Source organism: Polyangium sorediatum, assembly GCF_029946465.1.
Lineage (GTDB): Bacteria > Myxococcota_A > Polyangia > Polyangiales > Polyangiaceae > Polyangium > Polyangium fumosum.
This window is the reverse complement of sequence record NZ_JARZHI010000010.1, coordinates 134,629-157,775: the sequence shown is the minus strand read 5'-3', so window position 1 is coordinate 157,775 and position 23,147 is coordinate 134,629. Positions and strand designations below refer to the sequence as shown.

Annotated in this window: 19 protein-coding genes; 5 read left to right on the top strand and 14 right to left on the bottom strand. The window is 69.0% G+C overall.

What is annotated here, in order from left to right:
• Positions 1 to 2: 2 nt before the first annotated feature.
• The 4 genes from QHF89_RS14755 to QHF89_RS14740 form a co-directional block, all read right to left on the bottom strand.
• Complete coding sequence (locus tag QHF89_RS14755) at positions 3 to 464, bottom strand: VOC family protein (RefSeq protein WP_136966842.1); 462 nt, start codon at positions 462 to 464, stop codon at positions 3 to 5.
• Between the two features lie 149 nt (positions 465 to 613).
• Complete coding sequence (locus tag QHF89_RS14750; RefSeq protein ID WP_136966841.1) at positions 614 to 2,002, bottom strand: hypothetical protein; 1,389 nt, start codon at positions 2,000 to 2,002, stop codon at positions 614 to 616.
• 217 nt (positions 2,003 to 2,219) lie between these two features.
• A complete protein-coding gene (locus QHF89_RS14745; RefSeq protein ID WP_136966840.1) occupies positions 2,220 to 2,915 on the bottom strand; it encodes a hypothetical protein in 696 nt (231 codons plus the stop codon).
• A complete protein-coding gene (locus QHF89_RS14740; protein ID WP_136966839.1) occupies positions 2,866 to 3,600 on the bottom strand; it encodes an AAA family ATPase in 735 nt (244 codons plus the stop codon). The genes QHF89_RS14745 and QHF89_RS14740 overlap by 50 nt, the downstream gene beginning before the upstream one ends.
• 92 nt (positions 3,601 to 3,692) lie before the next feature.
• Between QHF89_RS14740 and QHF89_RS14735 the strand changes: the two genes are divergently transcribed.
• The 3 genes from QHF89_RS14735 to QHF89_RS14725 all read left to right on the top strand — a co-directional run bounded on the left by QHF89_RS14735 (position 3,693) and on the right by QHF89_RS14725 (position 7,080).
• Positions 3,693 to 5,033, top strand: a complete 1,341-nt coding sequence (locus QHF89_RS14735) for a PAS domain S-box protein (protein ID WP_136966838.1) — start codon at positions 3,693 to 3,695, stop codon at positions 5,031 to 5,033.
• 497 nt (positions 5,034 to 5,530) lie between these two features.
• Positions 5,531 to 5,989, top strand: a complete 459-nt coding sequence (locus tag QHF89_RS14730) for a hypothetical protein (protein ID WP_136966837.1) — start codon at positions 5,531 to 5,533, stop codon at positions 5,987 to 5,989.
• On the top strand, positions 5,986 to 7,080 hold the full coding sequence (locus QHF89_RS14725; RefSeq protein ID WP_136966836.1) for a hypothetical protein: 1,095 nt from the start codon (positions 5,986 to 5,988) through the stop codon (positions 7,078 to 7,080). Before QHF89_RS14730 ends, QHF89_RS14725 begins: the two co-directional genes overlap by 4 nt.
• Before the next feature lie 305 nt (positions 7,081 to 7,385).
• On the opposite strand, the gene QHF89_RS14720 is transcribed toward QHF89_RS14725, so the two are convergent.
• The 8 genes from QHF89_RS14720 to QHF89_RS14685 form a co-directional block, all read right to left on the bottom strand.
• Positions 7,386 to 8,906 carry a hypothetical protein gene (locus tag QHF89_RS14720; protein ID WP_136966835.1) on the bottom strand — a complete coding sequence of 507 codons (1,521 nt, stop codon included), beginning with the start codon at positions 8,904 to 8,906 and terminating at the stop codon, positions 7,386 to 7,388.
• 149 nt (positions 8,907 to 9,055) lie between these two features.
• Positions 9,056 to 9,598: a hypothetical protein gene (locus tag QHF89_RS14715; protein WP_136966834.1), complete on the bottom strand. Its 543-nt coding sequence runs from the start codon at positions 9,596 to 9,598 to the stop codon at positions 9,056 to 9,058.
• 227 nt (positions 9,599 to 9,825) lie between these two features.
• Positions 9,826 to 11,079 carry a hypothetical protein gene (locus QHF89_RS14710; protein ID WP_136966833.1) on the bottom strand — a complete coding sequence of 418 codons (1,254 nt, stop codon included), beginning with the start codon at positions 11,077 to 11,079 and terminating at the stop codon, positions 9,826 to 9,828.
• Complete coding sequence (locus QHF89_RS14705) at positions 11,076 to 11,522, bottom strand: hypothetical protein (protein WP_136966832.1); 447 nt, start codon at positions 11,520 to 11,522, stop codon at positions 11,076 to 11,078. The genes QHF89_RS14710 and QHF89_RS14705 overlap by 4 nt, the downstream gene beginning before the upstream one ends.
• A gap of 16 nt (positions 11,523 to 11,538) precedes the next feature.
• Positions 11,539 to 12,348 carry a hypothetical protein gene (locus QHF89_RS14700; protein ID WP_136966831.1) on the bottom strand — a complete coding sequence of 270 codons (810 nt, stop codon included), beginning with the start codon at positions 12,346 to 12,348 and terminating at the stop codon, positions 11,539 to 11,541.
• Positions 12,349 to 12,599: 251 nt separating this feature from the next.
• Positions 12,600 to 13,106, bottom strand: coding sequence for a hypothetical protein (locus tag QHF89_RS14695; protein ID WP_136966830.1), 507 nt, complete (start codon positions 13,104 to 13,106; stop codon positions 12,600 to 12,602).
• Between the two features lie 8 nt (positions 13,107 to 13,114).
• Complete coding sequence (locus tag QHF89_RS14690) at positions 13,115 to 13,429, bottom strand: hypothetical protein (protein ID WP_136966829.1); 315 nt, start codon at positions 13,427 to 13,429, stop codon at positions 13,115 to 13,117.
• Positions 13,430 to 14,317: 888 nt separating this feature from the next.
• Positions 14,318 to 15,364, bottom strand: coding sequence for a hypothetical protein (locus tag QHF89_RS14685; RefSeq protein ID WP_136966828.1), 1,047 nt, complete (start codon positions 15,362 to 15,364; stop codon positions 14,318 to 14,320).
• 86 nt (positions 15,365 to 15,450) lie between these two features.
• Here QHF89_RS14685 and QHF89_RS14680 point away from each other — a divergent pair, with 86 nt between their 5' ends.
• Entirely contained in the window at positions 15,451 to 16,878 is a 1,428-nt protein-coding gene (locus QHF89_RS14680; RefSeq protein ID WP_136966827.1) for an SLC13 family permease, read from the top strand.
• 8 nt (positions 16,879 to 16,886) lie between these two features.
• On the opposite strand, the gene QHF89_RS14675 is transcribed toward QHF89_RS14680, so the two are convergent.
• Both QHF89_RS14675 and QHF89_RS14670 read right to left on the bottom strand, forming a co-directional pair.
• Positions 16,887 to 21,887 (bottom strand): AAA family ATPase, encoded by a 5,001-nt coding sequence (locus tag QHF89_RS14675; protein ID WP_136966826.1) that lies wholly within the window; start codon positions 21,885 to 21,887, stop codon positions 16,887 to 16,889.
• Between the two features lie 173 nt (positions 21,888 to 22,060).
• A complete protein-coding gene (locus QHF89_RS14670; protein WP_284720491.1) occupies positions 22,061 to 22,888 on the bottom strand; it encodes a formylglycine-generating enzyme family protein in 828 nt (275 codons plus the stop codon).
• Between QHF89_RS14670 and QHF89_RS14665 the strand changes: the two genes are divergently transcribed.
• Complete coding sequence (locus QHF89_RS14665) at positions 22,863 to 23,138, top strand: hypothetical protein (protein ID WP_284720490.1); 276 nt, start codon at positions 22,863 to 22,865, stop codon at positions 23,136 to 23,138. The genes QHF89_RS14670 and QHF89_RS14665 overlap by 26 nt on opposite strands.
• Positions 23,139 to 23,147 lie beyond the last annotated feature (9 nt).

Here is a 23,147-nt window from a genome sequence, read left to right as displayed (position 1 = left end):
GATCAGGTCGTCTTCGGGTCGCGGAGCCGCTGGTAAAACCACCAGTGGTGGCCGCCGAGGTCCACACACTCGTATCCGCGATCCGACCAGTATTCCTCGCCGTAATCGACGGTCTCGGGCTCCTTGACGATCCTCGCGCCCGCGGCCCGGGCCCGCGCACAGTGGGCCTCCACGTCGTCGACGTACACCAGGATGTTCTGCGTGTTCGCGCCGCCGATCTGGCTCGGGGCCCTCATGTACGGAAACTTCTCCGGTTTGGGATGACCCACCATGATGAGCCCCTCGCCGTACACGAGCTCCGAATGCTCGACCGACCCGTTGTTCCCCTCGACGAGCAGCCGCACCTGGAAGCCGAAGGCGCGGCAGAGCCAGTCGATCGCGGCCCTCGAATCCTCGTAGTACAGCGAGCACGAAATGCGGGGCCAGCTCGCCGGGGCCGGCTTCGACGGTTCTTGCGTGGTCATCTGTTCCCTCCTCCTTTGGAGCGCGCGAGAGTTTTCCCAAGGCCCGCACATGCGTCAAGGCCTTCGGCTCGCAGAGGAGGTTTTTCCGGGAAATGGGCGGGGACGGCGGGGAGCACGCGGGCGCGCCGCGCGCTCCCCTCCGCCTCGGATCACTCGATCGTGATCGAGAGGTTGTAGAGCGCGCCGGAGTAGCCGTACGTCGAGTTCGTCACCTTGACGAAGTACTTCCCGGGCGCCGGGATCGGGTCGCTCGTGAAGTCCTCGTGGTAGTTCGAGTCCTCGCTCACGCCGAGCGACGTCGTGCAGTCCGAGCCCACGACCTCGACGACCGTGTCCGTCTGCGCCTCGCCCGGCGAGGTGACGACGTGGATGACCTTGCCCACGTCCGCCTCCACGGCGTCGATGACGAGCCAGTCCTGGTCGTCCTTGTCCGCCATCTTGAACGCCTCGAGCTCCGCCGGCAGCGACGCCACCTGCTGCGCCTCGCCGCAGGCGTTGTTCGGCTCGACCTCCGCCGGGACGATCTCCGTGACCGACACGTTGATGCCGTAGCCCGACGTGCCCGTGTTGTCCCAGTAGATGAAGTAGATCGGCTCCGAGCCGGCCTCGACCGTGGGCGCCTCGGCGAACGTGATCAGGTCGGCGAACTTGCCGCTCGCCGGCAGCACCGCGAAGGCGGGCGACGCGTCGGGCGAGTCGGGCAGCGCCTCGACGGTGATGACCTTCCCCGCGCTCGTGGGCGTGTACTGGTAGAGCACCGTGGCGAACGGCTGATCGATCGTGCTGCTGAGGATCATGGCCGGCGTGAGCGCGGTCGGCTGGCGCGCCGCGATCTGCAAGCTCCCCGGCGCGGGCGAGAGGATCTCCTCGCCAGGCGGGCCGCTGGCGACCGTGACGTCCGCCGTTCCGGCGGCCGCGGTCACGTCGGTGAAGATCGTGAGATCGGCACCGTAGAGCTGCGCGCCCTCGACGCCGCCGGTGACGCCGGCCGAGCTGGAGACCGCGAGGTTCGTGTAGACGAGCGGCTCGAAGAACCCGTCGCCGGTGGTCGTCAGGTCGAACGGCGTCGAGAGGTCCCGCTGCTTGGCGGTCGCGACGAGGATCGAGCCCTGCGCCTGCGTGCCGAGGAACGACACTTCGAGCGGCGCGTCGAGGGAGAACGCGCCCGCGTAGGTGACCTTCGTGTCGCCCTCGGTGACGTTCACGTCGCGCGGGCCGGCCGCGGCCGAGGCGTCGATCTCGATCGTCGCGACGATCGCCGTGGGGCTCGCGATCTTCTTTTCGACGATCGTGATGCCCGGCCCGAAGTCGATCGACGCGCCGTCGGTCCAGCTCGTGTTGAAGCCGCTGATCGTGACGTCCGCGCGGCGCGAGATGAACGCCTTGCCCGGCGTGATGGCGCTGATGCTCGGGTCCGCGCTCGGACCCTCCTCACCCGGCTGTCCCGCGGGCCCCTGCGGACCGGCATCCCCGGAGCAACCGAGCGCAAACAGCGTGAAGAGAGACAACGACAGAAGACCCACTCGGCTCATTCGCATGGGAAGAAGCTCCTCAGGAAGGGGATTTGGGGCGTCGCTCGGCACGTCCGAGTTCGAGCCACCAAGGGTTGAGAGTCGCGTAACGAAGTCACGGCGACGGGGGGCCGCCGCCGAGCGGTCATGTTCGGCGCAAAGGGGGGCGCTTTCAACCGCTGTGCAAGATTTCCCCGGCTGGCGGGGAGCCCCCGCGAGGGACGGAATTTCGTAGCACGCGGGACTATGCGGTCGCGGCGTAGCCGCGCCGACGCACGACGTCGAGCAGGATACGGCCGATCTCCACGATCTGCCCGAAGCGGCGGGGAGGCCATTCCACGTGCGGGAAGGGCGCCTGGCCCCAGAACGGCGAGGGACGCGGCGGCCGGGCGTCCCCGGGCGCGGCGGCGGCTTCGGCCGTGCCGGCGCCGAGGCGCGGCGCGAGGTGATTCGTGAGGGCCTCGCCGATGACGTTGCTGAGATCCCGATCGTGCTGAATGCAATGGATCGTGAGGCGCTCGGCGAGCTCCGGCGTCAGGTAAATCGTGACGGGGCGCAGCGGCACGCCGCCCACGACCGTCGGCTCGGGCAGCGGCGAAGGCGCAGCAGGCTCGGTCGCGGCGACGGGCTCGACAGGCGCAGCCGCGGGCGCGGCCGGCGCTTCGGCGCGGGCCGCGACGGCGACGACGGCGCTCTCCGGGACGGGCGTGACGCCCTCCGGGACGGGCGTGACGTCCTCCGGGACGGGCGTGGCCTCGCTCCGCTCGGACGAGCCGAGCTGCGCCCCCAAACCCCCACGCTCCGCTTTTGCCGGGGCGCGGCGCGCGCGCTTCGGCGCTGCGGCGGCGGCGGCGGGCGGCTCGTCTCCGCTGACGAATGCGTCGATCGATTCAGGCGACGGCGGCTTGCGGAGCGAAACCGCGACTTGCTTCTTGGCCATGGTGGAACCTCGTGAGCTCGTCGAGCAATTGGTGAATCTCTTTCGCGGAGGCGTCGCGCGGGGCGTACGTGGTGACGCCCTTCCCCACGGCGATCGCCTCCTGGTACGCCACGCGAAACCCGAGCTCGGTGCCGAGGACCGGCAGGCCCGAGGTCTCGAGCGCGGTGCGCGCGCTCTTGGCGAGCGCCGTGCGGCCTTGCTTGCGCGTGATCAGCACGCAGCCGCTCAACGCTCGGGGGCTCCGCTCCGCGTGCGGAGTTGCGCCCCCGAACTCCCGGAGGTGGTCCCGCAGCGCGCGCGCCTCCTGGAACACCTCGATCGCGGCCGTCAGCGCCCAGGCATCCGCCGCGGTCGGGCCGCAGGGAAAGACGGCGACGTCCGCGACCATGAGCGCCGATCGGGAGATCTCTCCGTGGCGCGGCGGGCAGTCGATGATCGTCAGGTCGTACGCGTGCGAGACGCTGTCGAGCTGGCCGGGACGATGCATCTGCGCGCCCATGGCCACGATCGTCGGCGCCTTGTGCCCCGCTTCGCTCGCGACCTCGCCCCACGTGCGCGTTGTGCCTTGCGGATCGGCGTCCACGAGGAGCACGCGCTGCCCCCGCGCGAGCGCCGCCACGGCGAGGCTCACCGCCGTGGTGCTCTTGCCGATCCCACCCTTCTGTCCGGTGAGCGCGATGATCATGAAGCCCCCCTACCGGAAGCGACGCCGCCGGGCCCAATTTTTGGTGACGCACCTCGGACGCGCCGCGCCATGCCGGACGGTTGACGCTGCGGATGCACGGGGACATCGCGGGGAAGACGGCCTACGATGAGCGCGTGGCGACCGAGGCCGACGGCAGCAGCGAGGAGCGCGTCGCGGCGCTCGAACGAGCCCTCGCCGAGAAGGAACGCGAGGTCGAATCGCTCCGCGCAGAGCTCGCGCGGTTTCGGGCGATGGTCGAGCACGCGCACGTGGGCATGTTCCAGGACGACGGCACGGGCCAGTGCGTCTACGTGAACGACGCTTGGCGCAAGATCATGGGCCTCCCTGGGGACGAGGGGCTCGGCCAAGGCTGGCAGAAGACCTTCCATCCGGACGACATCGCGGCGGTCGAGGAGAACCTCGTCCTCTCGCGGACGAGCGGCATGCCCTTCGTGGCGGACCACCGCGTCCTCCGACCCGACGGCACGACGCGCTGGGTACAGGGCACCATCGTGCCGATGAAGAGCCCGGAGGGGACGCTCCTCGGGTTCGTGGGAACGAACTTCGACATCACCGCGCGCGTGGAGGCGCGCCTGGGGCTCGAGCAAGACGTGGCGCTCCGCTCGGCCGATCTCCGCAGGACGAGCGACGAGCTGCGCATCTTCGCGGCGCTGGCGGAGCACGCGGCGGACGCCTTCGTGCTCGCGAGCCCCGAGGGCGACGTGACGTACGTGAACGACGCCTACCACCGGCTGCTCGGCGACGGCGCGGGGGTGCTCGGCACGCCGCTCGTCGACGCGATCCGGCCGGCCGACGCGTCGGTGCGCGACGTGCTCTACGCGGCGCTCATCGACGGCAGCACGTACCGAGGGACGCTCACGCTGCGCGGCGCGGACGGCGCGGCGTTGCCGGCGCAGGTGGACTGCTACGTGGTGCGCGCCGGCCCCGAGGGGGTGCTCGGGCTCGCTGCGATCATCCGGGATCTCTCGGAGGACCAGCGGGCGGAGGTGGAGCGGGCGGAGCTCGAAGCGAAGGTGATCGCCTCGCAGGACGCGCTGATCCGCGAGCTCTCGACGCCGCTCGTGCCGATCGCGGAGGGCGTCATCGCGATGCCGCTCGTCGGCTCGATCGGCGACGCGCGCGCGCAGCAGATCCTCGAAGCGCTGCTCGAAGGGATCCAGGCGCACCAGGCGACGACGGCGATCCTCGACATCACGGGGGTGCCTTCCGTGGACGCGTCAGCGGCCAACGCGCTGATCTCGGCGGCGCAGGCGGCGCGCCTGCTCGGCACGAAGGTGATCCTCTCGGGGATCGGGCCGGCAGTGGCGCGGACGTTGGTCGACCTCGGGGTGGAGATGCGAGGGACGACCACGAAGAGCACGCTGGCGGCCGCGATTGCAGAGGCGATCGGCGGGGCGTGGCGGCGGCGGTAGGGCACAAAACCAGGGGACGGTAAAGGGACATCGGCACCACAGCCCGGACGTCCCGCAACGTCCGGGTTGTGCGCGATACGCGCGCCGCGATTGCGCGGCCGCGTTTGCCCTGATTTGCACCAAACGCCGCGCGCTGCGCGAATGACGGGCGTCGATAGGTCGGGGCCGCTCGACGTCGCCGCTCCGGATGACCGATAGCGCGCTGAGGAACGGGACAAACTTCCCTTGACCCCCGGAAAAACCCCAGGTAAGGCCGGAGGATGCGGGTTTGTCGACGTCTGGCCTTGGGCGTAGGAGGAGCCTTCTTTCTCGGGGCCCTGGCTTCTTCCGCCGCGAACGCGACCCCCGGCGCCCCTCCCGGACCAACCCCGCCACCGGCCCCCTCCGCATCCGCATCCTCATCCTCCCCCCCGCGAGGTTTCAAGTCGTTCGCCATCGGCGCCGGTCCGCTCGCGCAGATCGGCGGCCCTGTCCCCAGCCTCTACCACGCGGGGGGCATGGTGAATCTGAGCATTCGGAGCCCGATGTGGCTGTGGGACGTCGGCACGACGTTCGCCGTGGCGGTGGTCCCCGAGGAGCGCTTCCGCGCGCCGATGCGTGGATACGACGTCTCCATCTTCACGCACATCGGCGTCCGCCCCTGGGCGTTTTTCGGGGTCTTTGCCGGCGCGCGGGTCGGCGACTGGTACGGCTGGAACGAGACGCCGAGCGGCCCCCTGGAGTCCAAGGGAAGGACCGGGGCGGGGCTGCTCGGCGCCGAGTTTTTCTGGCGGTTCGCGCCCAAGCTCGCCTTTCGTGTCCTGGCCGAAGGTGGGTACACCATCGCCAAACCCACGCTCCGCGTGGACGCGAGGTTCGACCAGATATGGGGCCCGCCTCTTCCTGTGTTCGGCGTCCTCTCGGTGCAGATCATTTACGACATCATGCAGTATGCAGTGAAGGATCCCCTGGAATGAAGACTCTACGTTTTGCGCTCGTTTTGCTCTCGATGTCGACGTTCGTCCTCGGCTGCGAAGAGGAAACCGAGGACGTGGTTTACTCCTGCGACAACCCGGACATCGGCCACTTCGATTCCAAGGGAAAACCCGACCCGTGCCATCTGGAAGAGAAAGGGAAGCCGCAGTCCCTTTGCATGGGGGGCTGCGAGGAGATTTCGCTTTCGTTCGAGAAGACGATCGTCGCTTTATGGGTGGGCCCCGAGGGCAAGGAGCCGGCGTGCCCGAAGCAGGCGCCCAAGCCGGTCTTCAACGGGTATGCAGGGCTCACGGCGCCTCCGACGTGCGCGCCGTGCCGATGCTCCGAGCCCTCGTGTGTCTTGCCTTCGGTGACCGCGACGGCGGGGGACGCGTGTGGTGGGGAGGTCGTCGGCGCGGTCGAGCCGTCCCCGTCGTGGGAAGGCGAGTGCCTCGCGGGCCCGCCGCTCGGGCCCGGGACGTTCAGCTCGGTGCACGTCGGCGCCGTGGGCACGGCGGGCTGCGAGGTCGTCGAGGATCCCCTGCCGACACCGCAGTTTGCCACGGCATGGCCGGCCCAGTGGGCGGTGACCGCGCGGGCTTGTGCGGCAGAAGAGGAGAGTCCGCCCGCGTGTGCGGGGGCCGCATGCGTGCGTGGGATCGAGAAGCTTCCGAGCGAATTCCGGCAATGTCTCCGTTACCCCAAGGGAGCGGAGGAGAGCGAGACGCAGACGTGCCCGGCGGAGTTTCCGGAGCGACATGTGTTTTACGCGGGGCTCTCGGATACGCGTGAATGCACTGCGTGCACGTGTGCACCGCCCGCCGACGGGATTTGCATTGCGTCGGTGAGCGCGTTCCAGGACGCGAGCTGCGCGGGCGCTCCCATGCCTATCTTTCAGAACGCGGCCGTCGGCCTGAACGCCCCGGTCTGCTACGACACGTCCATGCCGCTGGCCCTCGGATCGATCTCCGCGGTGTGGCTGGCGGAGGAGCCGGGGGCCTGCGTGGCGACGGGCGGCGAGGCGATCGGGGAGGCGGTCGCCATGGATCCGAGCGTCTTCTGCTGCGAGCCGCTCGTGATTCCGCAGGAGTAGACCTCTGGTCGGAGGTCCAACGACCTCCGATGAGAGGTCCAACGACCTCCGACCAGAGGTCGGCTACCTCGTTCGAGAGGTCGGCTACCTCGTTCGAGAGGTCGGCTACCTCGTTCGAGAGGTCGGCTACCTCGTGCGAGAGATCGGCAACCCCGTACGAGAGGTCGGCTACCTCGTGCGAGAGGTCCAAGGACCTCCGACGAGAGATCGGCGTCCACGTAGGAGAGGTCGGCTACCTCGTTCGAGAGGTCGGCTACCTCGTTCGAGAGGTCGGCGACCCCGTACGAGAGCTCCCCCGTGTGGCGTCAGGGTATGAGGATGTTCGACAAGACATCTGCCCGCGCGAAGTCTGCGGGGTATCCGTACGGGTGGGTCGTGATGTCGACAGCCGACGTATAGGCCTGGACACGGACATAGAAGGCGCTCGCGCCCTCGAGGATGCGCGGCGGGAGATCAATCTTCGTGTCCTTCGTGTGCAGCATCGCGACAATCGACCCGATCGCGTTCCCGGTGGGTTTCGAGACCACGATCGTGTAGTGCGTCGGTGTCCCGACGGCCGGCGCCTTCCAGCTCAAGCGTGGTGTCCGGGTGACGCCCGTCTGATCGCTGAATGCGCTTTTCCCGTTGACCTCGAGGTCCTGGACCGGGCTCAAAGGCGGCTCGATGGGCCCCCCCGCATGGACGCTCGCGACATCACGGCTGAACATGATGACACCGTAGTCGCTCCACGGGGTCGCCACGCCGGGCGCCGTATACTCCACCAGGCCATAGTGGGAGACGAACACGGAGCTCCCCCAGGCCGCGGGATACGGGTTTCCATACGGGAGCGCGCCCAGATTCACGTCGGCGGTTCCGGCAGCGAGGCCGAGGAGAAGAAGCGTCGCCGAAGAGCCGATGGGGGCGAGCGAGTTGCCGGGCTGCGTGCGGAGCTCGACGAAGGTACCTTGGTCGACGGCCTTGGGGTTCACCGCTGCGACGTGGCTCGCGAATTTCGTCGTATGTACATCGAGCGAGGCGCTCAGGTTCGACGGGACACTGGTGAACGCGCCGCTCTTCGAGACGGTGCTCCCGTCGGTCTGCGTGATGTCGTCGAAGCTCGCGAATCGCGTGACGATGGCGTAAGGCACGCCGGAAGCGCCCGTCTGCTGCGAGAGCTGGGAGACCGTGAGGACATCCCCCTTGCCCGCGTCGATGAGGCTGCTGTAGGCGAAACCCGCCCAGTTCACGGTGAACCTCTCGAGCGTGGTGTCGCCAACCGCAGGCCAGTTCTCGGCGCCCGTGCCCGAGCCGAACATCCTCTGCCCTGCACCGCTGTTCGGGACGAACAATTGGAGGTCATCAGGGGCCTGCCAAGGATCGAGGTTCGTGATGTCCAGGGCGAGCTTGGTCGGAACCGTCGCGCGCGGGGCATCCTTGCGCCCGGCGATTGCGGCGCCGAGGTCGACGAGCCTGGCCGAGGTGTAGATATATTCGAAGTCGTCCACGTGGAGGACATACGGACCCTCGGGGACACCGGGGATGACGACCGAGCCATCCGCCTTGGCCGTGCCTTCGAAAGTCCGCCACTGCCCGCCGCCCATGGGGACGAGGGCCTCGATGCGGGTTTTGCTCAGGTCTCGGGGGGCCTCGACGGTGGCGTTTTCTTCGATCCAGCGGTCGGTCGCGCGGACGGACACGGCGTCGCGCTCGCCGCCGCCCTCCGAGGGGCCCGAGGGGCTCGGCGATGGCGGGCCGCCCGTGCCTTCGCCCTTGCCGCCGCAAGCAGGGAAGGAAGCCAGAGCAAGGAGGGTCGCGGCGTGTGCTACGTGGGTACGTCGGATCATCATTCTCCTCCCAGGCGCGGCCATCCGCAGGGGCCATGCCACGGGGGGCTCGTCGTCCGGTACAGACTGGCTACCTGGGTAACAGGGTAGACCGGGAGCCTGGGTGACAGCTCATTGCCCTACGGGTCGGTCCCTCCTACGCAACGAGTCGCTCAAGCGCGGGCATTCACGCACTCGGATCGCACGATGCGCTGCGCGTAGCGGCCGCGTGGATGGGGATCGGCGACCTCGCGGATCGCCCCGTCGGCGGCGACGAGATAGAAGCCGACGATGCCGCGGGCCATGGGGTCAGCCCCTTCGCGCTGTCCCATGCAATGGATGACGTTTCCCTCGGACGACGAGGCGACCAACGACCAGTCGACCTGCGCGTGCTCCGGGTTGGCTCGGCGGAACTCCGCGAGCGCCAACGAGCCCGCGCGGCGCGCCGCGTCGAACGCCTCGACGGTGAGCCGCGGAATCCTGCGCTGATGGGCAAACCACGAGAGCTTGAAGCCCGCCAGGGGAACCGCCAAAGCGGCCAGCACCGTGGCGAGGAGTCCGCTTGCCCCGAAGTGCTTCGCCGCGAAGAAGGTTCCGACGGCCGCGCCGCCGGCGATCAGCACATCGGCCAGCGTGATCCACGCGGGGCCCGGGGGAACGTCGACAAAGACGCTGTCCGGATCGTCGGCGAAGTCACCACGCGTGCCCTTTGACATCGGCGCAGACTGCACCACGGCATGTCGCCCGTCGATCCCCCTTCCCCCTCTCCGCGCGGCGGAGAGGGGGGGAGGAGCACTGGAACGAGCGGAAATCCCCTCCCTCTCCACCATGGGGAGAGGGAGGGTTGCGGTGGGTGAGGTCCGGAAATGCTCCGCGGGGCGGGCGCTAGCTCCGGGGACGTTGCCCGTTGAACCGTCAGCGCCGCCGTCTTGGCTGAGGGGTCTCAGCCTCCGCCTCTCGGCCGAATTCCAAGGAGCGCGAGCGCGTCGGCCCAGAGGGGCCAAAGCGTGCGGAAGGGATGCGTCGCGAGGAGGACGCCTCCCGTCGGGAGCCTGTGGACACGGTACGGGGCGTGCTGCTCGATCAGGCGCCGGTGTTCGACCGTGTGCAGGAGTTCGTACGTCGGCCCTCCCGAAAGCCGCATTTCGATGGCCTGGCGAGCCAGCGGCTCGGCCGCGCGCCATTCGTCATCGCACAAGGCTGCCGCAGATGCTTCGAGGGCGTCGAGTAGCGCATTCGGCGGCGTCGCGAGTGCCCGTAAGACCTGCTCGCGGGAAAGCTGCTCGTCGCCAGGTCGGATCGGTCGCACGCCCTTGCGTGCGAACGGGGAGAAGGGCGGTTGCCTGGGAAAGTCTTCTCCTCTCGCCTCGTGGTCCTCCGCGCCGTGCTGCTGCACGCCTTCAAGCGAGGTCGCGATTCCGACGTGCGCGTCTTCGGGCGCGGCGAAGACGCGCGCGGTGAGTTCGTCGAGGGAAAGGCCAACGAGGAGCGCCATCTTGTCTCCGTCGTGGAGGTGAATCCACGAGAGGGCGAGGTCACGCGCGACGGCCGCGGCGTCAGCGTGATACGTCGCATTGCACTCCAGGTGCGCCCCCCAGGGCGACGACAAGGCACACGCGCCCGTCGTCACGAGCCCTGCGTTCGGGCCGCAGAGGCCGAGGAGGATATGCTCCACGTCCCCTTGCGTGTGGATCGCGATGGCCGCCGCTTCGACCATCGCCGCGTGCGGCCCCGCGCCAAGGACGAGGTCCTCTTTGATGGGGAAGAAGTACGACGCATCATACACAGACAGTTCGATCGGGTCCTCGGACCAAGAAACCTTCGCCGCCTCCCCGCGACTTTCGAACCATTCGTCGAGCCACTCCCCTGACCGGAGGGTGACGCCCGCGAAACCCCGGATGAACGCTGTCTCCTTGCTGAGATGCGCCCGCGCGAGCAGCCGCACGTCCTCAAGCGGGAGGTCGTGGCGCGTCGCCTCCTTACGGAATGCGCCGAGCTCAACGCAATAAGGCGGGTCCCTCTCATCGAGCACGGCCAAGGCCGCCACGAAGGCATCGGCCCGGTCCTCCGGCGCGCACCACGCATAGAAATGCGGAGCGTCCTCGCTGTTGCACAGGACGGGTCCGCCAATCGCGCGGAACATTTCCCGCATCGCGCGGATGTGCGGGTCATCGTTCTCCAGGTGGTCGTCGCTCATAGCTGGATCACCCGAATCACGTGGCCCTCGATGCGCACCACTTCCTTGCCTTCCTCGGTCACCTTCATGAGGGTGTCACCGACGACCTCATACGCGTTGCTCATCGTCGCTCCCTTGCTCATGATGAGTTCAAGGTGCGCGACGTCGCCGTGGAGGTTCTTCTCCTTCAGCTTCTTCATCGCGTTCGTCAACTGCTCGACGACCTTACCGCCCTCCACGCCGCCGCTCTTCACCTCGCTCACCGCCAACATGTTCTCCTTCGTCACCGTGAGGTAGTCCGGCGCGACGGCCGCCCCCCGGGGCGCTCCGTTGGGCTTCGGCAAGCCGAGCACCCTCCGTACGGCCGGATCGCCCACGCCAAGCATCTGCCGTCCCTCCTGCTTGATCAGGTAGACCCCCGCCTTCTGCTCGAACGTGTCGCCGACCGTCTTGGCGCTTTCCATCACGCCGCGAAGATCCTTATACGACTCCCTCCGAGCCCCCCCGCAAGGCCTCGAGGAACTCATCTGTATACCCGACAATCCCCGCCGCGACGATCTTCGCCCCCGGCTTGACCCCGGCCGCCTTGATCCCCGCCCAAGCCTTCGTGATCTTCCCAAACCCGAACCCGACCCCCGAGAAAATCCGCTCCTCTGAGGACAGATCCTTCCCCCCGGGCAAACACAAGAGCTTCCCCGTCACCGCCTCGCAGAGATCGAGCGCCGGCCCCGCATACGGCACGAATCCGATCGCAATGCGCGACGACGCGTGCACCAGCGTCTGCATCACCTCCGCATACGCCGCCGCCCCTTCCCCGACGAACGACATCGCCCCGGCAAATGCCCGCACCGTCTCCATGAAGGAGCCCTGCTCCGGCCCGAGCGCGATCGCCTCCCACACATTGAGGCTCTCCTTCATCTGCTCCGCCATGTCGGCGAAAGCATTCTTCAGAACCCCGTCCACCTGCGCCCGGACATCCGGCGGGATCGGCGAATCCAGGAACCAATCCGACGCATCCATGTACTGCCGCACGTACTCCGTGACGCGAATCTGCGCCTGCAAGAACGCGCTCGTCTCCGCCTGCGAAACACTCACCCGCGCGGCCAGCGCCTTCTCGATCGCCGCCGTGTTCGACCGCCACGCCCGCACGTTCGTCACGAAGTCCCCGCGCAGGATCACCTTGCCGCCCTGTACATCCTGCGACAGCGCTTCAATCACGGCATCCGCATACGCCGCATAAGGATCCTTCCCCGGCTCGAACGCCCCCGCCGCGCCCGACACATCGGGCACCTCGACCCACGGCAGCTCCGACGACGTGAGCGAATACTCGAACGGATCGTCCGGCGAAAACCCCGAGGCCTGCGCCTCCCGCGAGCGCGAAGCGCGGTTCCTGCGAACGTTACCGCTGCGGCAGTGGTCGTGGAGGGTTTTCCGCCGTCGTTGCGATGGGCGCAGCGGACGACCGGCGCGCCTCTCCGGCCCGAGGATGCGCTGGGGCTCAGGCCTACAGGCCGTCCGCTACCCGTGACGCGTTGCCCACTTCAGTCGACGAGCTGCCCGCCTGCATCGACCCACGCCTGCGCGTCCGCGCCGATGTACTCGACATACCTCGAATCACGCCGCTTCAACGATTTCTTGAGGGTCGTATGCACCATCCTCGCCCACTTCCGGAACGCCTCGCTCTTCTCCACCCACCCGCCGTCCGGACCATAAAACCCGTCGACGTAATACACGCGCCCCTCCCGCAGGATCTTCCCGTCGAAGAAGCAGCCGCTGAACTCGAGCACGGGCGAAAAAAGGTCCTCCACGGTCCAATAGCCCTGCGTTTTCACGTAATCCGTCACGACCTTGTCGAGGTCCTCGGGCCGCGCGAGGTACTTGCTCAACCACGGGTTGTCGGGCTCGGAGAAGTTCAGCGAGTCCACGACACGCGGCGACGCCGTGGGGGACTCATCGAGAAGGATGATGAAGTCCGTCTTCTCCCGAAGCCGCTGCTCAAGCTCCGCCTTGTCCGTTGGCGTGAGGTAGAAGGCTGATTGATGTCCCATGATGCTCCTCACTTGTCCTTGTTGTAGGGGTGGAACGTCGGGCGCCGCCTCTTCGCGCGTTCCACGTCGTCAAGCGCCTTTCGTTCACGTTCCACGGGCTGCCCGTCCTTCCTTTGCTTCCCGACCTGGTGGTATTCCACGGGCTGCCCCGTTTTCTTGTCAAGCCCAGCGACGTCCACGTAGCGGTTTTCCTTGTGGCCGCCCGGGGTTTTGACGTGATGTTCTTTCTTCGGCGTGAGGCCGCGATTCTTGATATCCTGCATGACCTCCCGCACCTTGTCTTGATGCGCCTCCCCGCCGTTCCTACCATTCGGATTCGGCACGCGCCTCTCGTTCGTCGCCGCGCCCGTGTTCCCGGGTGACGCCTCTCCCGCCGCAGCGCCGTTTGGCTTCCCGAAGGTCCGCGTCTTGGTCCGGACCTTCGTCTTCGGCGCGGGCTGCGGCGGGCTCGCTCCCCCACCGCTCCCCGTGGACAACGATTGCCCATTGCGCGTCCCGGCGGGCTTGGTCTTTCCCTCCTGAAAGTTCTTGTGCCTCTTATGGAAAGCGCGTCGAGCGGCAGGGACGTCGTTCGAGGTGTTCCGTCCCCGCGATCGTACCAATAACGCGCATTCGGATCGACCTGGGGATGGCGCCGGCATATACGGAACAAGCGCTTTCCGCTCGGCGTCGCCTGCGCCCACGTCTGCGTATGCGCGCGTGTCGCGCCGCATGCGAGAAGCCATGCCGAGACGCAAATCGCGCCGAGGAACAGAAGCCCAAGCCGAAAGAGCCGCAGCAGCGCGGCGCAAAACCGCCCCTGCCCTTCGTCCTCCCCAAACGACCACAAACACCCAGGCAACACGACGCCCGGCGCCGCGACGACGAGCGCCGCGACGAGAAGACCCCCTCGTCTCATCTGGAACCCCTCCTGCGATGAGCTGTGGCCTATCTATCAGGAAGACGAACGGGTCGGGCAAGACAAAGCACGAGGTGGGCAGACGTTGTCTGTCCGGGGTCGGCCCCTTTTGCCGACCCTCACCGCGCCGGAGCGTTGCCCGGCGAGGCGCCTTCGAGAGGAGACCCCTGCTCAGGGCCAGCGCGCCATTGCACACATGATCTTCTTGCGCCGGTGGCCCTGATCGCTGGCGCAACGGCACACGCGACGCGGCTTGCGCTCCTGCTGAGCACATCCTCGGAAGGACGAGCTTCCCACGAGCGACCGCGCCACATCAGCCCGCAGGCCGCGCCGTGGACGCCTGCCCTGCACGCCGCCGCGCGGCCAACGTCGGCCAAGCCAGCACCACGATCGCCGAAAGCACGAGCCCAGCCCCCGCGACCTCGCTCATCGGCGTGGCCTGGCCGAGCCCGAGGAGCGCGAGCGTGGCCGAGGCGAGCACCCCGGCGAGCACGCTCGACGCGCGGTTCACCGGCACGCAAAACGCATTTTCGCGCCCATCGAGCAGAATGAGCGCGCCGAAGACACCCGTGCCCTGCGAGAGCAAGCCAATGGCGATCGCCGGCAGCAGCGCGCCCGTCCCCCCGAGCGAGAGGAACCCGGCCCGCAGCTCTTCGAGCGCCGCACCCTTTCCGATCACCGCGCCCACCACCAGCAAAAACACCACCGCCGGCGTCGCGACCATTTGCTCTTCGACGAAATATCGATATGTGTCGCGCGGGTCCTCCGATTTCGCCAGATGGCTCATGAAGCGCAGCCGCACGAAATAACTGGCGAGGTATGCGGCGACGTCGACCGAGGCCACCCACGTCATGTCGTACCTCGCCCCATCGGCGAGCGTCACGGCGAGCGAGGCGAGGCTGAGCCCGAGCGCGATCCACGAGACCATGCGGACGCGGCGCCCGCTCCACGCGTCGACGAACGGCGCGAGGACGAGCACGCCGCCGCGCATGAGGAGCATCATGAGGACGATCGATACGCCGTCGAAGGTGTACGCGAGCGTGGTCGTCGCGATGATGACCGCCGTGGCCACGCCCGAAAGGAAGGTCCAGCGCGTGGGGACGGGGATCACGCGGCCGAGCACGGTGCGATGCGTCGCGTACCGAAAGAGGCCACGCCACGAGAGGAAGACGAGCATGCCCACGAGCGAGGCGATCGTGGTGACGGGCAAGAGCTCGAAGCCCGAGACGGCGCGCGTCATGCCTGGGATCCGGCCCTGCGACGCGAGCTTGGTGAGCGCGCTGTAGGGCCAATAGCAGGCGAAATAGCCGAACGCGTAGAGCCAGATCCGGGCGTCGTGGGCGGGGCGGGCGTCGGTCACGAGGGCGAGAGAATGCGCTGATTCTCACGCTGCGCAAAGGGCAACGGCGCGTGCGTCGAGGCCGACCCTCGGGCTATAAGCAGGCCATGTCGCCTGAGCCGGCGAAGGAATCGAGCCTCGCGCCCCTCGTGTTGCGGCTCGATCCGCGCGCAATCCTCGGAGTCACGTTGGCGGTCGTCGCGGCCTTCGTGACGCACCGCGGCTGGCTCTGCGTGCCGCTCGGGCTCACGCGGCCGGCCGAGATCACGCTCGGGATCGTCGCGGTCGCGGCCACGCTCTGGCTCACCGAGGCCGTGCCGCTCTTCGTCACGAGCCTCGTCATCCTCGCGCTCGAGCTCGTCTGGCTCTCGCCCGCCCTCGACCCCGCGCACCACGGCCCGACGCTCTTCCTGAACGCGTTTTTCTCGGACGTGACGCTCCTCTTCCTCGGCGGCTTCGTGCTCAGCGTCGCCATCGAGCGCACCCAGCTCGACCGGCGCATTTCGCGCGCGCTGCTCCGCCGCGCAGGCACGTCCCCGCAGCGCGTGCTGCTCGCCATGATGATCGCGACGAGCGTGATCGGCGTGTGGATGAGCAACACGGCCGCGTGCGCGCTGATGCTCGGCCCAGCGGCGTCGATGCTCGCGCGGGTCCCGCCGGGCGACGGGTTCCGCAAGGCGCTCCTGCTCGGCATCGCGTTCTCGGCGAACCTCGGCGGCCTCGCCACGCCGATCAGCTCGCCGCCCAACGCGATCGTGATCCGCTACCTCGGCGCCGAGGCGCCGAGCTTCGCGGTGTGGATGGCGCTCGCCGTGCCGCTGCAGGTGGTGCTGCAGCTCGTCCTGCTCGTGTACCTCGGGCGTCGTTACCCGAGCGGCGTGAAGGCGATCTCGCTCGACGACGAGCCGCCACGTCCGTTCGGACGTCCGCAGGCGCTCGTGCTCGGCGTGTTCGTGTTGACGGTGGCGGGCTGGATCTTCGGCGGCGCGCTCTCGATCAGCTCGGGCACGGTCGCGCTCCTGCCGGTCGTGGTCTTCTTCGGCACGCACCTCCTGCGCGCGCCGGACCTGCGCGCCCTGCCGTGGGACGTGATCCTCCTCATCGGCGGCGGGCTCGCGCTCGGCGCGGCCGTCGAGCAATCGGGGCTCGCCGCGTGGGCGACACAAAGGCTCCCGACCACGGGGCTGCCGCCCTTCGTCGTGATGGGCGTCGTGGCGGTCTTCGCGGTGGTGGTCTCGTCGGTCATGAGCAACACGGCCGCGGTCAACCTGCTCGCGCCCGTGGTGGTCGGGCTCGAAGGCGTGCCCTCGGCGCCCCTGCTGCTCGTCGCGGCGTTCGCGTGCACGCTCTCGATGCCGCTGCCGGTGAGCACGCCGCCGAACGCGATGGCGTACGGGTTCAGCGTGGACCCTGCCGGGCGGGGCGAGTTCACGGCGCGGGACATGATCGTCCCGGGTACGTTCCTCACGATCGTCGGCCTCGGGGTGCTGGCCGCGTTCACGAAGCTCTGGTTTCCGCGGTTTTTGGTGTTTTGAGCTTCGACCTAGCCGCGCTTCCGCGCCCCCATCGCAAACGCGATCCCCGCCTGCAAGCTCCCCTTCGTCACGATCCCCTGAAGCTCCGCCGAGCTGCCCACGAGCGACCGCGCCACGTCCGCGCGCACGCCCGTCAGGATCGCCTGCGTCCCGAGCAGCTTCAGCGCCGCCGCCGTTCGGACGAGCGCCTCCGCGATGTAGATGTCGCCGCCCTTCACGCCCGTCACGTCCAGGATCACCGCGCGCGCGCTCCGCTCTGACGCGCCGCGCAGCGCCGCGCCCATCACCTCTTCCGAGCGCGCCCGGTCCATCGCCCCGATGAGCGGCATCACCACCACGTCGTCCGTGATCGGGATGATCGGCGTCGACAGCTCCGCCAGGCGCTCGCGCTGCACCTCGATGATGTGCGCTTGCAGCGACTCGCGCTCGAGCTCCGCGAGCATGCGTTGTTCGAGCTCGACCCGGAGCTGCTCCGCCGTCTCGTTCGACTCCCGCGTCCGCCGCGCGACCTCCTCTTCGAGGCCCTCGTTCGTGCGCAGCAGCTCCTCCGTCACGCGCTGCACCTCCGTGTAGAGCAACGCGCTCTCCACCGCGGCGGCCGCTTGCGAGGCCAGGAAGTCCACCAGCACGAGCCGCGCCGGCACGAACGCCTCCGTCGCGAGCGCGTGCTCCAGGTAGATGATCCCCACGAGCCGGCCCTTGTGCAGCATCGGCGTGCACAGGATCGAGCGCGGCGCGCGCGCCACCATGTACCGATCCTTCGCGAAGCGACGATCCGAGCGCGCGTCGCCGAGCAAGAGCGGCTCGCGCGTGCGCCGCACGTACTCCACCACCGAGAGCGGCAGCTCCTCTGTCTCCTCCGCGAGCACGCTCGGGCCCGCCGTCAGCCGCTCCGGATCCACCACCATCGTCGCCTCGACCCAGAGGCGGCCGCTCCGCTCGATGAGCAGCATCCCCCGGTCCGCGCCCGCGCTCTCGATCACCGCGCGCACGACGCGCAAGAGCACACGTTCGAGGAGGATCTCGCCCGCGATCGCCTGCGCCGCGCGGATCACCGTGGCCGTGTCGAGCGTCGCGAACGAACGCTCGCCGGGGCTCGAGTTCGCCGGCATGTCCCAGGGCGGCGTCTCGTTCTCCCAGAGGTCCTCGTACCGCGCCGCGATGTTCTCCACCTTCGCGCGCGCGCCCCAGCGCAGGTAGGCCTTGCGCGCGTCGAGCACGTAGGCGCGCGCGAGGCGCTTTCGGCCCCGGTGGATGTGATGCACGGCCGCGCGCTCGCTCGCGAGCGCCTCGTCCTTGATCAAGCCGTGCTCGCACGCGCCCGTGATCGCGGTCTCGAAGAGGTCGATCGCCTCGGCGTCGAGCCCCTCCGCGCGCGCGCGCTCCGCGCGGACGAGGTCGAGCCGGTGCTGGTACGTCTCGGGGCAGCTCCGGGCGAGGGCGACGAGCTCGGCCTCGCGCCGATCGAGGTCCGCCCTCCGGCGCGCCTGATCCGCAGGCGTGCCCGCGTGGAGCAGCGCCGCCGCGACGAGCGCGCCGTGGAAGTGGACCTCCGTCGCGAAGTACTGCGCGATGACCGTGGGCAAGAGCGCCTCGGCCTCCGCGGCCGCCTTCTCCGCGAGATCGAGGTCGTGGAAGAGCAGGCCGAGCTCGAGCCGCGCCGCGTGGTAGCGGCACGCGATGAACTGGAGCTTTTTCTCGACCAGCGAGGCGACGAACGACACCTCGTCGAACTCGCGATCCGAGAGCGAGATCCGACCCCGCGTCCGGCCGCGCAGGCAACGGATGAGCTGGTAGGTGATCCGCAGGTACGCCTCCGACGCCGCGTCCCGCGTCTTCTGCATCAGCGTGAGGAAGCCCTCGGCCTCCTGCTCGACGACGGCGAGGTCCTCGCCGATCCCGAGCCGCACGATCGTCGTCGAGAAACACGCGTACGACAGGAACGAGAAGTCGCCCGTCGCGAGCCCTTCGCGCTGCGCACGTTCGAGGAAGGGCAGGCACGCCGCGAGCGGGCGGCGGAACGGATGCAAGGTCACCCCGTGGTTCAGGTAGACCTTGCAGGCGATGTTCGGGCTCGGCAGCCGGTCGTGCAGGCGCAGCGCGATCTCGCCCATCCGGTACGCCTCTTCGTACCGCCGCTGCGCGACGAGGCTCATGCCGTACGCGGAGAAGCCGTACGCCGAGAGCTCCGTCGGCCCCCACGCGAGCGTCGCGCGCACCATCCGCGCGCACACGAAAAACATGAGCGACGGCGAGGAGCCGTACGCCGCCGACACGAGGTGCATCCACGTGCGCAAGGTCGCGCGCTTCCGCACGTCGTCGAGCGGCGGGGCCGAGGTGATCGAATCGATCGAGCGGGCTTCGAGCTCGACCACGAGCTCGGCTTGCTCCTTCGCGAGCGCCGCTTCGAGGTCCGCCTCGTCCGGCAGCGCCTCGCCGAGCAGCGCGAGGGCCTCGCGGCCCACGCGCACCGCGTCCACGAACCTGCCCTGCGTCACGTAGAGCACCACCAAGAGGTCGTGCACGCCCGCGCGATCGAGGGCCGAGTTCGCATGCGAGAGGAGGAGCGCGAAGAGCTGCTCGGCCTCGTGGAACTGGCCCGTCAGGTAGGCGCACGCCGCGCGGTCCCGCGTGAGCGCGAACGTGAGGAACGTTTGCTCCTCCCAGCCGCGCTCGCCGAGCAGCTCCATGCCCGTCGCGAGGTAGCCGATCGCCGCCTCGTACGCGGCCGCGCCCTTCGCCTGTTGCCCGCCGTCGAGCGCGAGCCGCGCGACCTCCAGCCGCTCGGTCGGATCGTTCATCACCGCGATGCCGCGGCTCATGTGCAAGAGCAGCTCGAAGAGCCCTTCGCCCTCCATGCCGATCTCGTCGCGCAGCCGCCGCCCGATCGCGAGGTGCAGCGCGGGCACCTCCTCCGGGCGCAAGAGCGAGTAGGCCGCCTGCTGCACCTTGTCGTGCGAGAACCGGAACGCGCGCGGCGCGATCGGACGGGGCGGGGTCGACTTGCCCGAGCCGCGCGACGTCGAAGGCCGCACGCGCACGGGGAGCACGAGCCCTTCGCTCAGCGCCGCGGCGAGGTCCGCGCGCACCTCGGTCTCCGGCCTGTCGGCGAGCGCCACGAGCGCGTCGATCTGGAACTCGTGCCCGAAGACCGACGCGAGCTCGAGCGTCCGCTGCGCCGCGGGCGAGAGGTCGCCGATCTTGTCGAGCAGGAGCGTCACGATGTCGTCGGTGACCGTCTCCTCGATCCGCGCCTCGTCCGAGATCACCGTGCCCGTCGCGGGCTCGACCTCGACGAGGCCCTCGCGCACGAGCGTGCCGAGGAGCTGCCGGATGAAGAGCGGATTGCCGCTCGTCTTGCTCCAGAGGAGCACGCCGAGCGACTCCACGTCCGCGAGGTCGCAGCCGAGCAGCCCCGCGACGAGCGCGCGCACGTCCGACGGGCGCAGCGGCCGGAGCTCGACCTTCGAGACGGGCACGCCTTGCCACTCGACCTCGTCGATCACGCGCCCGACGGCCCGGAACCCGTCGCCCTCCTCGCGGCCGCGGAACGCCACGACGACGAGCAGGTAACTCGACTGCGGATCCGAGAGCAGGTCGCGCAGGAGCTTGAGCGAGGCGGGGTCGGCCCACTGGAGATCGTCGAGGAAGAGCAGCACCGGCCGGCGCCGCGTGAACACCGACAGGAAGCGCTGCACGACGAGCGCGAAGCGGTTCTGCGACTCGATCGGGCCGAGGTCCGGCGCGGCCTCCGCAGGCCCGAAGAGCAGGCCGACCTCGGGGACCACGCGCGTGACGAGCTCGGCGTTCGGCCCGAGCGCGACGTCGATCTCGCTGCGGATGCGCGCAAGCTCGGACTCGCTCTCGGCGAGCGCCGCGCGCACGAGCTCACCGAGCGCATGGCCAAAGCCCGAGAACGGCAGGCCTTGCCCGATCGGATCGAACTTGCCCGTGACGATGTAGGCGTCGTCGGGGCCGATACGCGCGGCCGCGTCGAGGACGAGCGCGGTCTTGCCCATCCCGGGGGCGCCCTGGATGGCGAAGAGCTCCCGCCCGCCGCGCCGCGCTCGCTCGATCGCCGAGGCGAACGCCTCGCGCTCCGCGTCGCGGCCGTAGAGACGGACCGCTGACGCCAGCATCGTCGGCCGGTCCTGGCCGCCGAGCGGGAAGGGATCGATGCGGCCCGATTTGCGCAGCCGCGTGAGGCACGTTTCGAGGTCGGCCACGAGCCCGCGCGCGCTCTGGTACCGATCGTCGGCGCCCTTCGCGAGCAGCTTGAGCACGAGGCGCGACACGGCCGGCGGCACGTTCGGTTCGAGCTCGTGGGGCGGCTTCGGCGTGCGCGCGAGGTGCGCGTGCACGAGCGTGACCGGGTCCTGCGTGGTGAAGGGCGGCGAGCCCGTGAGCATCTCGTAGAGCACGGCGCCGAGCCCGTAGAGGTCGGCGCGGTGGTCGACCGGGCGGTTCGTGCGGCCCGTCTGCTCGGGCGGCATGTACGCGAGCGTGCCCTCGGGCGCTTGCGGGTTCGGCGTGCGCAGCGACTCCTCGCCGACGCGCGCGGCCGAGGTGAAGTGGAGGAGCCAGACGGCGCCGTCGTCCTCGCGGAAGAGGACGTTCTTCGGCGCGATGTCGCGGTGGACGATGCCGTGCGCCGCCAGCGTGGAGAGCGCCCGCCCGAGCGCGATCGAGATCTCCAGCGCGGTCTCGATGCGCAGCCGGCGCAAGGTGAGCAGCTCGGCGAGCGTGCATCCGCCGGGGTCGGCGCGGAGCAGCGCGAACACGTCGCCGTGCTCGACGAGGCCGAGCGTGCGCGGGACGATGGTCTCGCCGAGGTCCTTGGCGATGGCGTGGGCGCGGCGGATGCGCGCGCGTTCTTCCCCGCGGGCGCGGGCTCGGGCCGTCTCGACGAGCACGGGCGTACCGTCCTCGAGCTGGCCGCGGTGCAGAGCGAAGCGCGCGTCCTCAGCGAGGGTTGCGATGATGGTGCAGCCGGGAAACTCGGGGACCATGCGGGGGGAGCCTCCGCCGGAGGGGTACGTTTGACCGAACGATACGGCGGGTCCGGGCGTGGATGGAAGAGGCGAAGAAGCTCGTAATTGTGCTCGATTCCCTCACCCCGCCCGCTCCCCCGGCGGGAGGGGCAAACCGCGGGGAAAAACTGCTCGGTCGACGTTGGGCCCGGCTAAGGCTTCGGCGGCGAGGGCTGGTGGGGGGCGCGCGTCTTCGGCGTCCAGCCCTTGGAGTACGCGCCGTGTTTCTTCGGCGTGGGCTGGGGGGGCGGGCGCCAGAGCGTCGGATCGGCGTCAGCGGCAGGGTCGGGCGTGGCGTCGGCGCAGCAACGGAAGGAGACGAAGTAATAGGTGAACTCCGGCTCGTGGCTGACGGTCATGGGCCGGCAGGCGTTCCGCACGTGGCCCCAGGCGCCGCCTTTCAGCCCGGCCCACTTCGACTTTTCGTAGTTCTTCTCCGCGTTGACCCACTCGTCCACGTTTCCGGTTTGATCGTGGACGTCGAACCCGCTCGCGCAGCCGGGCATCTCGCCGCTCGACACGCTCTGGTCGAGCCGAAAGAGCTCCTGATCCTGGAGCCAGGCCTCGCGCGAATAAATGTTCTTGAGGACGGGTTGGTACCAGGGGTTGTCGATGTTGCAGGTTTTGGGGTCGCGCTTGTAGCCATAAGGAAATGGCGTCTTTTTCGGCCCTTCACAGGCCGCGACCCACTCGCTCTCCCAGCAGAGGCGTTTTCCCTGCTCCTGGCACATCTGCAGCGAGTCGTACCAGTCGACCATGACCGGCGGGTGCGCGCCCGCTTGGTTCGGGTACTCGTATTTGTCGATGCAGTATCGCTGGCGCCGGAGCTCCGTCTTGCACTTCTGCGCCTGCTCGGCGAACTCGTGGCAGATGATGATCTTGTTCGGCTTGTTGTGCTCTTTTTTCAAGCACTCGAGCTCGACGTCGGGGCAATACGTCGTGTCGACGAACGCCATGCCCTCCGGGCAAGGCGACTTCACTTTCGCCTCGCTCGCCGGCGCCGCGGACATCAGCTCCGCGCTCGCGCTCGCGCTCGCGGAAGGAGCGGCCGTTTTTGCCGTGGGAACGAGCTCCGCCGGGGGCGCGCTCGGCGTTGGGCTCGGCACGCCCGTCGCGTTCGCCCCTTTTGGGAACTCCGTTGGACCGCCGCAGCTCGATGCCGTGAGGGACATCACGGCAACCACGGTCAACCTTTTCAAATTCGATCCCATGCTGGACTCATGCGTGTGATACCTTGCC

Coding starts and splice junctions, on each gene's coding strand:
- QHF89_RS14705 (WP_136966832.1), bottom strand. CDS start 11,522: ATGGAAAGCGCCAAGACGGTCGGCGACACGTTCGAGCAGAAGGCGGGG.
- QHF89_RS14740 (WP_136966839.1), bottom strand. CDS start 3,600: ATGATCATCGCGCTCACCGGACAGAAGGGTGGGATCGGCAAGAGCACC.
- QHF89_RS14750 (WP_136966841.1), bottom strand. CDS start 2,002: ATGCGAATGAGCCGAGTGGGTCTTCTGTCGTTGTCTCTCTTCACGCTG.
- QHF89_RS14665 (WP_284720490.1), top strand. CDS start 22,863: ATGCCCTCCGGGCAAGGCGACTTCACTTTCGCCTCGCTCGCCGGCGCC.
- QHF89_RS14675 (WP_136966826.1), bottom strand. CDS start 21,887: ATGGTCCCCGAGTTTCCCGGCTGCACCATCATCGCAACCCTCGCTGAG.
- QHF89_RS14755 (WP_136966842.1), bottom strand. CDS start 464: ATGACCACGCAAGAACCGTCGAAGCCGGCCCCGGCGAGCTGGCCCCGC.
- QHF89_RS14715 (WP_136966834.1), bottom strand. CDS start 9,598: ATGTCAAAGGGCACGCGTGGTGACTTCGCCGACGATCCGGACAGCGTC.
- QHF89_RS14735 (WP_136966838.1), top strand. CDS start 3,693: ATGCACGGGGACATCGCGGGGAAGACGGCCTACGATGAGCGCGTGGCG.
- QHF89_RS14730 (WP_136966837.1), top strand. CDS start 5,531: ATGGTGAATCTGAGCATTCGGAGCCCGATGTGGCTGTGGGACGTCGGC.
- QHF89_RS14745 (WP_136966840.1), bottom strand. CDS start 2,915: ATGGCCAAGAAGCAAGTCGCGGTTTCGCTCCGCAAGCCGCCGTCGCCT.
- QHF89_RS14710 (WP_136966833.1), bottom strand. CDS start 11,079: ATGAGCGACGACCACCTGGAGAACGATGACCCGCACATCCGCGCGATG.
- QHF89_RS14680 (WP_136966827.1), top strand. CDS start 15,451: ATGTCGCCTGAGCCGGCGAAGGAATCGAGCCTCGCGCCCCTCGTGTTG.
- QHF89_RS14725 (WP_136966836.1), top strand. CDS start 5,986: ATGAAGACTCTACGTTTTGCGCTCGTTTTGCTCTCGATGTCGACGTTC.
- QHF89_RS14720 (WP_136966835.1), bottom strand. CDS start 8,906: ATGATGATCCGACGTACCCACGTAGCACACGCCGCGACCCTCCTTGCT.
- QHF89_RS14695 (WP_136966830.1), bottom strand. CDS start 13,106: ATGGGACATCAATCAGCCTTCTACCTCACGCCAACGGACAAGGCGGAG.